Annotated in this window: 15 protein-coding genes; 7 read left to right on the top strand and 8 right to left on the bottom strand. The window is 47.3% G+C overall.

Going from position 1 to position 13404, the window contains the following annotated elements; translation table 11 throughout:
• The first annotated feature begins 2 nt into the window (after nt 1-2).
• Both pyrE and tusA read left to right on the top strand, forming a co-directional pair.
• On the top strand, nt 3-641 hold the full coding sequence (gene pyrE, locus AC121Z_RS00195) for an orotate phosphoribosyltransferase (protein WP_498128102.1): 639 nt from the start codon (nt 3-5) through the stop codon (nt 639-641).
• On the top strand, nt 631-888 hold the full coding sequence (gene tusA, locus AC121Z_RS00200) for a sulfurtransferase TusA (protein ID WP_498125636.1): 258 nt from the start codon (nt 631-633) through the stop codon (nt 886-888). The genes pyrE and tusA overlap by 11 nt, the downstream gene beginning before the upstream one ends.
• A 4-nt stretch (nt 889-892) precedes the next feature.
• Here tusA and AC121Z_RS00205 read toward each other — a convergent pair whose 3' ends face one another.
• The 4 genes from AC121Z_RS00205 to AC121Z_RS00220 form a co-directional block, all read right to left on the bottom strand.
• Nucleotides 893-1663, bottom strand: coding sequence for a class I SAM-dependent methyltransferase (locus tag AC121Z_RS00205; RefSeq protein ID WP_498125637.1), 771 nt, complete (start codon nt 1661-1663; stop codon nt 893-895).
• A gap of 196 nt (nt 1664-1859) precedes the next feature.
• Nucleotides 1860-2363, bottom strand: coding sequence for a GAF domain-containing protein (locus AC121Z_RS00210; RefSeq protein ID WP_498125638.1), 504 nt, complete (start codon nt 2361-2363; stop codon nt 1860-1862).
• Between the two features lie 69 nt (nt 2364-2432).
• Entirely contained in the window at nt 2433-3005 is a 573-nt protein-coding gene (locus AC121Z_RS00215; RefSeq protein WP_498125639.1) for a YqaA family protein, read from the bottom strand.
• Nucleotides 3006-4283 carry a metal-dependent hydrolase family protein gene (locus tag AC121Z_RS00220; protein ID WP_498125640.1) on the bottom strand — a complete coding sequence of 426 codons (1278 nt, stop codon included), beginning with the start codon at nt 4281-4283 and terminating at the stop codon, nt 3006-3008.
• 130 nt (nt 4284-4413) lie between these two features.
• On the opposite strand from AC121Z_RS00220, the gene AC121Z_RS00225 reads away from it, so the two are divergent.
• Complete coding sequence (locus AC121Z_RS00225; protein WP_498125642.1) at nt 4414-5961, top strand: methyl-accepting chemotaxis protein; 1548 nt, start codon at nt 4414-4416, stop codon at nt 5959-5961.
• Here the strand turns inward: AC121Z_RS00225 and AC121Z_RS00230 are convergent.
• Nucleotides 5958-6503: a DUF1285 domain-containing protein gene (locus tag AC121Z_RS00230; protein WP_498125643.1), complete on the bottom strand. Its 546-nt coding sequence runs from the start codon at nt 6501-6503 to the stop codon at nt 5958-5960. The two genes, AC121Z_RS00225 and AC121Z_RS00230, sit on opposite strands and share 4 nt — an antisense overlap.
• Nucleotides 6493-7362, bottom strand: a complete 870-nt coding sequence (locus tag AC121Z_RS00235) for a DUF3014 domain-containing protein (protein WP_498125645.1) — start codon at nt 7360-7362, stop codon at nt 6493-6495. The genes AC121Z_RS00230 and AC121Z_RS00235 overlap by 11 nt, the downstream gene beginning before the upstream one ends.
• Before the next feature lie 190 nt (nt 7363-7552).
• Between AC121Z_RS00235 and AC121Z_RS00240 the strand changes: the two genes are divergently transcribed.
• Together AC121Z_RS00240 and AC121Z_RS00245 are read left to right on the top strand one after the other, a co-directional pair.
• The gene (locus AC121Z_RS00240; RefSeq protein ID WP_498125647.1) at nt 7553-8764 is read left to right on the top strand and encodes a sterol desaturase family protein; all 1212 of its coding nucleotides are present in this window, start codon (nt 7553-7555) and stop codon (nt 8762-8764) included.
• 37 nt (nt 8765-8801) lie between these two features.
• On the top strand, nt 8802-9104 hold the full coding sequence (locus AC121Z_RS00245) for a DUF6482 family protein (RefSeq protein WP_498125649.1): 303 nt from the start codon (nt 8802-8804) through the stop codon (nt 9102-9104).
• An 8-nt stretch (nt 9105-9112) separates the two neighbouring features.
• Here the strand turns inward: AC121Z_RS00245 and AC121Z_RS00250 are convergent, their stop codons facing one another.
• Nucleotides 9113-10426 (bottom strand): ABC1 kinase family protein, encoded by a 1314-nt coding sequence (locus AC121Z_RS00250; RefSeq protein WP_498125651.1) that lies wholly within the window; start codon nt 10424-10426, stop codon nt 9113-9115.
• The gene (locus tag AC121Z_RS00255) at nt 10427-10777 is read right to left on the bottom strand and encodes a hypothetical protein (RefSeq protein WP_498125653.1); all 351 of its coding nucleotides are present in this window, start codon (nt 10775-10777) and stop codon (nt 10427-10429) included.
• A 238-nt stretch (nt 10778-11015) separates the two neighbouring features.
• Between AC121Z_RS00255 and proB the strand changes: the two genes are divergently transcribed.
• Together proB and AC121Z_RS00265 are read left to right on the top strand one after the other, a co-directional pair.
• Nucleotides 11016-12134 (top strand): glutamate 5-kinase, encoded by a 1119-nt coding sequence (gene proB, locus AC121Z_RS00260; protein WP_498125655.1) that lies wholly within the window; start codon nt 11016-11018, stop codon nt 12132-12134.
• A 2-nt stretch (nt 12135-12136) separates the two neighbouring features.
• On the top strand, nt 12137-13399 hold the full coding sequence (locus tag AC121Z_RS00265; protein WP_498125656.1) for a glutamate-5-semialdehyde dehydrogenase: 1263 nt from the start codon (nt 12137-12139) through the stop codon (nt 13397-13399).
• Nucleotides 13400-13404: the final 5 nt, after the last annotated feature.

The raw sequence follows: 13404 nt of genomic DNA on the forward strand, positions 1-13404 counted from the left end.
TGATGCGCGAATATCAACGAGCTTTTATTGAGTTTGCCATTAACCGCGGTGTGCTGAAGTTTGGCGAATTTACATTAAAATCGGGCCGTACCAGCCCTTACTTCTTTAATGCTGGATTGTTCAATACGGGTGGTGACTTGGCTAAGCTCGGGCGCTTTTATGCCAGCGCCTTAGTCGAATCTAAAGTTAGTTTTGATTTGCTGTTTGGCCCAGCCTACAAAGGGATCCCAATTGCCACTACTACCGCCGTCGCCTTGGCCAATGAGTACGGACAAGACGTGCCCTATTGCTTTAATCGCAAAGAAGCTAAAACCCATGGTGAAGGCGGTAATTTAGTTGGTAGTCCTTTAAGTGGCAACGTAATGTTGGTGGATGATGTGATCACCGCCGGCACAGCCATCCGTGAATCCATGCAACTGATTGAAGCCCACAGCGCAAACTTGGCTGGCGTGCTGATTGCGCTTGATCGACAGGAGCGTGGGCAGGGAGAGCTTTCAGCCATTCAGGAAGTTGAACGGGACTTCAACACGCAAGTAATTGCGATTGTGACCTTGTCTGATGTGGTGAGTTACTTATCCGAGCAGGGTAAACAAGCGGAAGTCGCTAAGATTAACCAGTACCGCGAGCAGTATGGTATCTGATTTTGATCGGCAGTTTGCCGCAACCCATCAGGCGTTAGATGCCATGGGTTTGCGCTGTCCAGAGCCGGTCATGATGGTGCGCATGCGTATGCGTAAAATGGCTGATGGGGAAACCTTAAGCGTATTGGCCGACGATCCTGCTACAGTGCGCGATATTCCGAGCTTTTGTCGGTTTATGGAGCATACATTGGTCGCGGCAGAAACAGAAATAGCCCCGTTTCGATATATCATCAAAAAGGGGCTATGATTGCTTAAGGTTTAACGAATTTCAGGGTCCAACGGTCGGTATTCCCGGTAACGCTTTTGGCACCGACTTCGTATTCAAGTTCATCATCTTCACGATAGTGTAAGTCGCTGTAATCAACAAACTCAAAGCCTGCAGCTTGGATCTCTTTTATCGCTTTGACTGGATCAACGCGGCGACGATTGCTGTCGTTCATTGGTTCCATATGGCGTGCAGTATGATCAACTACCGCATAAACACCGCCAGATTTAAGTGCATCGAAGGCGGCTTTGTTCATTGCGGCTCGGCCTTGCTCACTAAAATTATGGTAGTTACGGAAGGTAAAGACGATATCGGCATCAGTCACACCTAAAGAACCTAATTCCAGTGAGTAAAAGCGCGAACCTTCTTCACGCCAAACTTTCGCGTCTTCGGCGACGATATTCATTTTTTCAAAGCCAGGCTGACCACCTAAACGCTCTTTGATGCGACCGGTACCAATAGCAGCGTAATATTCACCATTTTCTGCAACGGTTGGTACCAGCAACTTAGTGTACCAGCCACCACCGGGTAGCAACTCTACGATCTTCATATCGTGCTCAAGCCCAAAAAATTCGAGGGTTTCGACCGGGCGGCGGTTCCAATCGCGTTCCTTTTCAGCATCACTGCGGATATCGGCCTGCATTGCTGCTTTTACTTTCTCGGCGGTGCTATGCCCGTGATCATCCGCCAACGCGAACGAACTGCCCAAACTGAAGGCTAGGGTACTGGCCAACAGAGCGGTGGTAATCTTCTTCATGATGCTTCCTTATCTTTAACGAGTTTGAGGGTTAACAAATAACGATTTAGACTGTAAGCGTAATAGTAGAGAAAACGAACCGTATTGCGACAAAGATCAGTATGACTCGATAGAAGGGAGATAGAGAGCCACAGTGATTAGGCTCCGAGGGATTATGGTACTCTACAAATAGCCTTTCTTAGCTTTTACTTCAGTCCTAGCTATCGGAGCGCATTTCGGCGAACACCGAAACAATGCGCGCTGCCCGTTTAAGTTCGGCAATATCTTTTAGCGACCAAGTCACCTTTTGACCGACACTTTCGCAACAAATAATACCAAAGGGGACAAATTGTTCACTGAACACATAGTCGAGTAACGAATAGATGTTTTGGGGAATAAAATAGCTTTCATTGAAACAAGCGGTTTCTGATTGATTACGCGCATCAGAGGCAACAACCGTGTTCTCACTTACGATTGCGGAAAAATATTCGGGGTAGTCTTTGGCGCTCAAAGTAAGGTTGTCTGGTAGCGAAAAACCCTGATCCTCAAGCAGCGCCAAGCAGTTGATCTCGGTCTTGTCGGCATTAAATTTCCATAAGCTCACGCGGTTAGCTTTTGGGATAACATCAGCGACGGTACGACAAATGAGCCGTAACTGCTCTTGTGCCGACTTGGCTTTATAAAGCTGCATACTGAGTTGCGTAAGCGGATTGATATCCATTCTTTTTACTTTTGGTTAGTAATTAATCAAATTATAGCAGGCACTTTTAGCTTTATACCAAGTATGGATTCATTTTGACAGCCACCAAGCCGCAGCGATGAGGATGCAAATCAATACTACGGCTTTAGTTTTATACTTTTTGATTAGGCGTTCGGCGTGATTACCAGCAATTTTTACAGCCAAGGCAATACCAAAATAACGGATGCTGCGTGAAACCGCTGTCGCTAATAAATACAGGGCCAGAGAGAATTGGGTTGCGCCGGCTGCAATCATCGCAATTTGAAACGGGATAGGTACTATCCCCAAGGATAGGACGAACCAAAAGCCTTCAGACGCCATGCGCTCTTTAACTACCTGCCACTGCTCTGGTGAAGACAGGGCATTAATAAGCGTCTCACCAATCAGATCGAAAAGGAAGTATCCCAGCGCATACCCAAACACCGCACCAATGATACAGCCAATCGTAGCCATCAAAGCGATCAACCATAGTTGGTCGCGACGGGCTTGCATTAGCGGCAATAAAATAGCCTCGAGCGGCACAGGTATGATGGTAGATTCCAAAAAAGAAGCAATGGTCACCCCTTTAAGCATATGCTTAGAGGTGACCAGACGTTTAACTTTGCGTTTTATTTTCTTGCGCATTTACTGCTTGTAAACTACACCATCTTTCATAACAAAATCGATGTTTTGTAGGCGCGTGATGTCCTCGAGAGGGTTGCCTTCAACTGCAACAATATCGGCTTTTTTGCCCGCGCTTAAGGTGCCTAGCTCGTCAGTGACGTTAAGTAAATCGGCCGCATTGCGTGTGGCACTGATAATGGCTTGCAGTGGATCCATGCCAGCTTCAACCATCAGCGCGAATTCTTTGGCATTTTCACCGTGTGGTGAAACGCCAGAATCAGTACCAAAGGCGATCTTAACTCCAGCGTCATTGGCACGCTTAAATGTGGCTTGGATCAATGGTCCAATGGCAGCAGCTTTCGGCCGCACAATCTCTGGGAAATAACCGTCGATCTTTGATTTTTCAGCAACAAAAGCGCCAGCCAAAATCGTCGGGACATAGTAGGTCCCGTGCTTTTTCATTAGCTTGACGGTTTCTTTATCCATGTAGGTACCATGCTCAATTGAATCAACGCCAGCTTTAATCGCACGCTGCATTCCCTCAGTACCGTGGGCATGCACAGCAACCGTCATATCGTAGTCTTTGGCAGTTTCTACGATAGCTTCAAGTTCATCATTCATGAACTGTGGATTCTGCCCACTTTTGGCCAAACTCAAAACCCCACCGGTAGCGGTGATTTTGATCAAATCAGCGCCATCTTTGTACCGTTGACGCACGGCTTTGCGGGCATCAGCGACCCCATTAATAACACCTTCTTTGGGGCCTGGGTCGCCGGCTAAGCGGGCACTATGGCCGTTTGTGGGATCCGCATGACCACCAGTTGTAGCAATCGATTTGGCGGAGGTGAAAATGCGTGGACCGGCATGTTTACCTTGTTCAATTGCGGCGCGCAGAGCAACCGTTTCATTGTAACCGTCACCTAAGTTCCTCACTGTAGTAAAGCCCGCCATCAGGGTCTTTTCTGCATAATGGGCAGCGGTCAATGCCGCATCTGCTTCATTTGCCGTAAAACGTCGCAAATAGGTTGCAGGCCCACCGTGTTGTTGCGATAAATGCACGTGCATATCCATAAAACCGGGCATGACCGTACTGTTGCGCAGATCAATAACTTGGTCATCTGTGCTAGGCTCTAGGTATCCGTCTTCAATACTTACAATGCGATCCCCATCAACGATGATGGTTTTTTCGTTATGTGTTTTGTTATCACTGGCAGTGATGACAGTGCCAGCATGGATTAAGGTTTTCGCTTGCGTGCCGAATACAACTAGTAGGCTGAGCGCGAGAGTAATGATTCGCATTGTAGAGTCTCTTTATTATTGGTGACAGTCACATTAGTGTAAGTCTTTGAGTTACGCAAGAAAGCGCAGCTTTTGAAAACTAACATTCATTGACTATTCTTAGTATCTAATCCGGTAAATAGGTAAAGTTATGCGACGAAATCAAACAGTCCGTGATCATGAGGTTTCTTTTCCCGCAACCGAGGAGCTTGTTTCAACGACCGACCGACGGGGTGTGATCACCTATGCGAATGATGTTTTTTGTCGCGTGGCTGGCTATGAGCCCGATGAGTTAATGGGTAAGAATCATAATATCGTGCGCCACCCCGACATGCCCAAAGCCGCTTTTAAAGATATGTGGGATCATCTTGAGAAGGGCCATGCATGGCGCGGTATCGTAAAAAATCTGTGTAAAGACGGCAGTTATTATTGGGTAGATGCGTTTGTCACGCCGATATTTCATGATGGCCAATTACAAGGCTATCAATCGGTTAGGGTAAAGCCTACCAGTGAACAAGTAGCGCGTGCTAAGCGGTTATACGCTGAGATTAATCAAGGCAAGCTTCGCGGTGTGCAAGAAATTTCGTTTTCAGTGCGGCTGTACGCTTTCATTGCTGCATTTGTTGTCTTAGCAGGTGTGTTAGGTTTCATGTTTAGCTGGGCGGCTGCAATCGTATTGCTGGTGATGCAGGGCATCGGTTTCTACTTGTTTAAAGATGAACTGGTCAACTTTCCCTCGCGAGCGGCAGAATTGCGCGACAGCTTTGATAGTGTCAGTCGCTTTGTCCTGCACGGGCGTGGTTCGTTGAGTGTATTTGATTTTCATTTAGGCATGCAGCAAGGCATGCAGCGCACGGTGCTTGGGCGTACGATGGATGCCGCACAACAATTAGCCTCTATTGCCCAACAGTCTCAGCATGACGTTGATGAAACGACACATAGCATTGCTAAACAGAAGCAAGAAATCCATGGGATTTCTGTGGCAATGCAGCAAATGACGCACTCGAGCCGAGAGGTGCTCACCAGCGTCGGACAAACCACAGACAATATTGTTAAAACCAATGAACAGTGTGCCCAAGCGAAGACCTTGATTTTAAGCGGGCGCGATAGCGTCAGTGAGTTATCAACCTTTGTAAAACAAGCAGCGAACACAGCAGATGATCTTAAGACAGCGGCAGACAAAGTCTCTTCTACGATGGGTGAGATTGAAGCCATAGCTGAGCAGACGAATTTGTTAGCGCTGAATGCCGCTATCGAGGCTGCACGGGCAGGTGAGAGTGGCAGAGGTTTTGCGGTCGTGGCGGATGAGGTTAGAGCTCTGTCCACGCGCACGCAGGAATCTGCCGCGAATATTGTGGATAGTTTGTCACTGATGCGCAGCACCCTGGATCAGTGGGTTAGTGCCATGCAAAGCTCCAGTGATAGTGCTGAGGGTAGCGTTGAGAAAGCAAATCAATCAGCGGATATTATTGGTGAAATCTACACAATGATTGACGATATTAGTAAGCATTCGCAAAGCATTGCTAATGCCGTGCGAGACCAAGAACAGGCGTGTAGCAGTATCGAAGGTAACGTTAATGAGATAGAAGCTGCCGCATCGCACAATGACCAGCTGGCCAGCTCAATGTCAGAATCGATGCGCCACTTAGCCAAAAACATCAGTCAAATCGCAGGGCTCAGTGATACCTTCAGACGTTAGACTTGCCCAATGCTGAAGCGGTAGTCACCACTGTTTAACTCGACGTTCGCTGTGCCGTCGTCAGCGTTTGTGATTTGTGCCTGCTCAACCCATTGGTAGAACACATTCTGGTGGATACGAGCCCATAAGTTGCGGCGAACATTTACATATGGGATCTGGGTTTTGCTCTGCTGATCAAAACGCAGCTCCACAGGATGTTCGCGGCTGATTGCACAAATATCATCGGTCTGTGTTTTTACGACGATTTGGTCGCCATGCTGCTCCCATTCGGTGATCACAAAGGGAACGTCCTCTACCTGAATGCGAACTTTTTCAACTGGCGTCACAAGAAAATATTCATCGTTTTCGCGTTTAAGAATTGACGCGAATAATTTAACCAAGCGCTGACGCCCAAACGGTGAGCCTTGGTACAACCATTGCCCACTGCGAGCGATTGAAATAGCAATATCGCCACAAAAGTCGGGGTCCCATTGGTCAACAGGAGGTAATTGATTTTGCGTGGTTGCGTCACCCAGTGACTGCGCAAGTTGATTAAGATCCATTTTCTAATTGAGTCTTCAACTCACGTAACTTTGCTTTTACCCGCCGCATATTGTCGGGCCCTAAACGTAGCATTTGTTTTTGCGGCAAACTCAAGTTCTCAATGCGTTCATCTTTGTACTTGTACATGACGCTATCACGATAAACTTCTACTGGTGTGGGGATCTCTGGGGTATCTAACAAAACGTTAATGGCGTCCACTAAAACGGCATCAAATTCCTGTCCAGGTTGCGCAATCTCACTAAAGCTTTGCTTAATGTCAGCCTCATAGCGTTGGTAGAGCGATAATAATTTGTCGTTCTCTAAGGTTTCAAGCGCATCGACATAGGGCGTATACCGCTTGTAGCTAGCGGCATCAATCCACTCGCGGTCGGCTTGACGATACACTTTAAAGCTTTGTTGCGGTGGCTCGAGTAGTTGATGATTTGGGGCAATGTCTGCATTGGCGAGATTTGAGACCGTAACAACAAACCTTTGCAAAAGACTATCATCGACAATGAAGCGACCAATAACAGGAGTATCTGCTATTTCCAGTAATGCGCTTGTGATAGCAGCATCGGATGTGTCAATAATATCTTCAACTTCAATGGGCTCTACCGCCAAAGGCTCAGGGTCCTCGCTAGGCTCAATAACCACTTCTTGGATTTCAGGTGGGCTCTGTACCTCGTCAATCGGTTCTGGCTCTGGTAAAACCTCAGGTTCTGACTCAAGCACTGGCGGCGGCTCAATAGCGATAGGCTGCTGGACAACGTCAGGCTCACTCTGCGGCCACAATAGAACCGTTGCAATGATCGCTAACAGCAGACTAGCGATTATAATGTGCGGTTTCATTGATTTCGCTTGGATTTCTTCGGTTGTCATTCAAATACCTACCTTCGGAACACTATGGTTTATAATAAGAAATAGTATTGGCATACTTAAATTCAAGAGTCCTAACAACAACTTTAGTTCACTTTTATCCTGCCAGCGACGAGTGTTTGTTCACCACATTACTTTGTTTTAGTGATCCACTTAGTTTAGGATAATTGCAGATTAATGATGTGCACACGCTATGACAGTCATACTTTATGCGATCCCAGGCTTTTTTATTCTTATGGCATTGGAACTGGGCTTAGATTATTACCGGAAAACGGGTTACTACCGCTTCAATGATGCGATAACTAGCCTGAGCATCGGTATGTTAAGTCGGGTAGCGACAATTATAAAAACCCTCATTCCTTTAAGCGTTTACGCATTATTGGCGGAGCACATGGCGTTGTTTTCTTGGCCCTCGGGCTGGGTCTTCTGGCTGGTGGCGTTTGTAATCTATGATTTTCTATATTATTGGAATCATCGCCTTGGGCATGAAGTGAGTGTGCTGTGGGCTGCGCATGTGGTTCATCATAGTAGTGAAGAGTATAATTTGACTACTGCTTTGCGGCAGACCAGTGGCTCTATTTTGAATTGGTTGTTCTTTATTCCAATGGCATTTTTGGGCATTCCATTTGAAATGATGGCGACCATTGCAGCGGTCAATTTAGTTTATCAGTTTTGGGTACATACGCGGCACATCGGTGAACTAGGTATGCTTGACAGGATCCTTGTCACCCCTTCTAATCACCGGGTTCATCATGCTCAGAATGACCGTTATATTGATAAAAACTATGGCGGAGTGTTCATTCTCTGGGATCGTCTGTTTGGTACCTTTCAACCAGAGCTAGCAGAAGATCCACCAATTTATGGGATCCGCTCAGCCCTGCATAGTTGGTCGCCCTTATTTGCCAATTGGCATCATTATCGACAACTCATCCACGATAGCCGGCAAACGGCTCATTGGCGAGATAAATGGCGGGTATGGTTCGGCCGCACGGGCTGGCGCCCGGATGATGTATTAGCAACCTTACCGCCTAAGCAACGCTTCACGCCGGCAACATTCCGCAAATATGAAACCGAGCTATCATTTCATGCCAAAGGTTATGCGGCGCTGCAATTGCTCTTTAGTTTAGTGTTTACTGTGATTGTTCTTTTAGGTATTGCACAAATGGCGCAGTTGCATCAACTCATAGCGTGTGTGGCGCTGGGAGCTATATTGGTTGCACAAGGTGCTTTGCTTGAAATAAAGCCCTGGTTCACTGTTGCAGAAACCGTCAAATGGCTGGCAATTGTTGCGTTCATTAGCGTTGTTCCTGTGCCGGGTTGGGCATTGTGGGTAATCATTGGTTTTGCCATCGTGAGTGCTGTTTGGGCGGTGTTTAACCGCGTGGATCCAATCCCCAGCAATTAGCGTAACTACAATATCTGCAAAATCGATAGTATTGTTTATGAAGTTTCAGTTTTCTACGTTATCCAACTATCCCATTATCGATCTTTTAGAAGTCCATTCGTTTGAAATGAACGTTTATCTAGTGCAGTTGAACGTCGGCTCAAATAGCGGCATGGTGTACGACGATAAAGATAAGCCCATGCGCTTCTACAGTACCCAACAGATCCGTGAATTGTTTGCTGAGTTTGAGGTGAAAAAGGCCATCATGGTGCATGATACACCTTATGACGAGATGATTGGTAATCCCCCTAAGGCGAGTGACAAAATGGCTCTGCCGTTTTCTATGGCTTTACCGTATTGACGTTGCGCTTATGGTGCGACGTGAGGAGCAGCGATTTCGCGCAGATTTATGCGCGCTTTCAAATTGCAAGCGAGTAAAAAGATACCACCGAGTTTGCGATGTAAAAAAACCGAATTGGCGGGAGGGACATGCCAAAACGCATCATTACTGCTTAGGCTCATGCCCTTTTCGTGTAGGCGTTTACCTAAGTCAGTCTGACCAAAATCATATTCGCTAGACTCCATGAGTGGTTCGCAGGCATCAAAACACATATCAACAATGAACTCTTGCAAGCTATCTTCAAGGGTGCTGCTCATTAGGCCGATATCCAAAGTGGCTTGGCGCACGCGTTCGCGATCATTGTGATAAACCCCCGACATAAGCTCGCAATACAAAGCAATAAAATCTTTGGGATATTCGCGAGTTGCACCGAAGTCTAGCAATACAATTTTTTGGCTGTCTGGATCAAAACGGTAATTGGCAAAATTGGGATCGGTCTGAATGAGATTAAACCCGAAGGTTTCTTCAAAAAACAATTCAAACAGCGCAGCCGCCATGGCGTCGCGCGTAGGTTGATCCGCAGATTGCAGTGACTCAATAGGTTCACTCTTCATAAAGCTCATTGCCAACACAGTCTCATGGGAATATTCGTCATACACCTCAGGGATTGCAAACCGCTGGTCTTTTTGCAAAAGAGCGCTATAGGCCTTCAGCATTTTTGCTTCTTGCAGATAGTCCGCCTCACTGTGTAATTGCCGTTTGGCTTCTTCGAGTAATGGCGAAAAATCCACGCCTTTGGGTAATAAGCCGGTCATTGAGAGTAAAGTAGCGACGTTATCTACATCACTGTTTATGCTCTCCTTAACGCCCGGATATTGGATCTTAAGTGCGAGTGTTTCGCCGGTGGGTAGAATAGCTTTGTGTACTTGCCCAATCGACGCGGCGGCAATGGGTGCATAACTGAAGTACAGAAAGTGATCGGCCCAATCTGCACCGAGTGCATTGGTGAGTACTTCGTTAACTTGCGCCTTGGGCATTGGATCGGCGTCGCTGCGTAGGCGCGCCAGGATGTCAGCGAGCGGCTCGGGTAAAATATCGCCCGCGTCCATTGATATTAGCTGACCAACTTTCATTGCAGCTCCGCGCATGCTGGCTAGCTGGTCAGCAATCCGACCGACGTTCTGTGGGGTCAACAATAAATCTTTCAGTGCCGGTCGTTCACCTTTTAGCATTTGACTGGCACCTTGCGACAACATGTTACCAGCGACACGGGTGGCTAATGAGCCCAACATGCCAAAGCGGGTCAACCGACCGGTGGGAACTGAACGGTCCTTTTTGGCCATTTAAACTGCGCTCGCAGCAATATTTAACAGGATGCCAATAGCGCTTCCAATAGCAAACCCCAACCAACCGTTGTTACCCAAATAACGGGCAAGCGCAGCACCGAATATTCCAACCCAGAGCATCGCGCTGTACACCGAGGTAATCGAGTCGTGTGCGACAACGCCGGGCAAAAACTGTGCGCCGAGAACCGTTAGTGCCATGCCGCCCGCGAGAACAACCCAAAGAACATTTTGCTTATTGGCAAAAGAGTGGGCGACTGTATCCTTGGCTTCCACTGGAGCAGCATTAGATTCAGCTTCAGCTGCTTTGGCCTGTTTTTGTGCTTTTTGCTTCTGTCTTTGCTCGCGCATACTAACCTGAAGGTTAAATAGAGTAGGACTATCATCGCGATTTAGTTGAAGCAGGTCAACCTACTGCGTATTAAGGGTTTCTCGACTTTAGTCGCATATATTGCCGCAAAGAATTAAGCACAGCGCTAAGATCCGATATAAGCGATAGCCAAATAGCTTAAGTATACGAATGTTTACTCTTGTGTATTCATTAATTTCTCGTATTCTCAAGGTTTTTCGGGGAACTGGGAGTTAGCGGGTGAGTGCGTTTCAGTGGCAGCGGGCGGTAATCAAGGTCGGCAGTGCATTGGTTGCGCCGAACGGTGAGCAGTGCAGTGCACAATATTTATTACCCTTAGCGCGATTCATTAGTGCAAGTCGTGAACAGGGTAAACAGGTAATTATTGTCTCCTCTGGCAGTGTTGCAGCTGGGCGTCGTTCGGTACCTGTTAATCATTCCCCGAGCATCGCTGAAAAGCAGGCGATGGCAGCTATTGGTCAAACTCAAATGATGGCTAATTGGGCGCGCTTTTTTGATGTTCCCTGTGCGCAAATATTGCTAACAGCAGATGATTTGAGTGACCGCACACGTTTTGTAAATGTGCAAAATACCCTGCGCGAGTTACTTAAACATGATGCGTTGCCGATTGTGAATGAAAACGATTCAGTGGCGACCAATGAGATCAAAGTCGGTGACAATGACAATCTGGCGGCCTATACCGCGTTGGTGGCGCAAGCGGATACGCTTATCATGTGTTCAGATATCGATGGTCTGTTTACTGCAGATCCACGCAAAGATGCGAATGCATCGCTGATTCCCCGAGTAACCGTTATTGACGAAACGATTGAGCAACTCGCAGGAGGAGCGGGTACGCGGTTAGGTACAGGGGGGATGAAAACTAAAATCGAGGCAGCACAAAAATGCACGCAAAGTGGCATTCAAACCCTGATAGTCAACGGACGCAAAGGTGACGTTTTCGATGGTTTATTAAATGGGCAGTGTCCAGGAACACTGTTTGAGCCGACGCAATCCACCCTGCGCGCGCGCACTCAATGGCTTAAACATTCTTTGAAGGCGCGGGGCAAAATTACCATTGATGAGGGGGCGAGTAAGGCGTTAATAGAGCGTAACGCGTCGCTATTACCTAGTGGTATTACTCATGTTGATGGGCATTTTACCGGCGGCGACTTAATCGAAATTGCCACTAATGCTGGGGTTGTCGCCAAGGGGCTCAGCCTTTACTCAAGTCAGGATCTAACGCTTATAAAGGGATTACAGAGTCGTCAGATCGAAGCGGTGTTAGGCTACACCTATGGCAATGTTGCTGTGCATAAAGACGATTTGGTCGTGGTTAATCAGCAGCTAGATAAGGAATAATTATGACAGTTTCTTCTGCTTTCTCAATTCAGCGAGCTGCGCATGCTGCCAAGCTTGCGGCGCCCGCGCTGGCTGAACTCAGTCATGCTGAAAAGCAAGCCGTACTCAATAGCGTTGCCAGTGAGTTGCGCCTTCATTCAAATGCTATCTTAGCAGCCAATGCGCAGGATCTGACGCATGCGGAAGCCAATCAATTAAATGCTGCGATGGTAGACCGCTTGCGCTTGGACGAGTCCCGCATTGAAGCGCTGGCACAAGCTGTAGAAACTATTGCCGCACAGCCCGACCCAGTGGGCAGTATGAGTGCCACGCAAACCATGCCCAGCGGTATACAGGTTGCTAAAATGCGTATTCCATTGGGCGTGATTGCGATGATTTATGAATCTCGTCCAAACGTAACCATCGATGCCGCAGCTTTGTGCTTTAAAGCCGGCAATAGCGTGATTTTGAGGGGCGGTAAAGAAGCGTTGCATTCGAATCTTGCTTTAGCTGAATGTTTTCACCGAGCTCTTGAACAACATCACCTGAGTGTGAATGCGGTAACGGTTATCCCAGACCCTGACCGCAATATTATGCACACATTACTGACCTTAAGTGATGACATTGATCTGGTCATCCCACGTGGCGGCGAAGGATTGATCCGTTTTGTCTCTGAGAATAGCCGTATTCCAGTCATTCAGCACTTTAATGGTGTTTGTCATTTGTTTGTTGAGGCCCACGCTGATGTAGTTAAGGCGCTAAAGCTGCTGGAAAACGGGAAGACTCAACGCGTGGGTGTGTGTAATGCCTTAGAAACACTGTTGGTCGATGTGGCGATAGCTAAGGATTTCTTACCTATGGCCGCAAAAATGTTAGCAGAGCATGGGGTAAAAGTTCATGCCTGTGAGCAAGCAATTGAGTACTTCAATGGTGCACTACCAGCCACAGAAGCTGACTGGTATGCCGAATACCTAGCACTTGAAATCGCAGTGAAGGTGGTTAACGGGTTTGCCGATGCGGTTGCTCATATCCGTCAATATGGCTCAGGTCATACTGAAGTTATTGCAACTGAACATTTTAGTACAGCCCAAAAATTCATTCGCACCATTGATTCGGCCGTTGTGATGGTTAATGCAAGTTCACGTTTTTCTGATGGCGGTGAGCTAGGCCTCGGCGCTGAAATCGGCATTTCGACCAGTAAATTGCATGCTTATGGCCCCATGGGGGCTGAAAGCCTGACCACAGAAAAGTTTGTGGTTATTGGTGATGGCACAATCCGGCAATAGGTGAG

The sequence above is a fragment of the Alteromonas sp. DYW1 genome, from assembly GCF_059752595.1.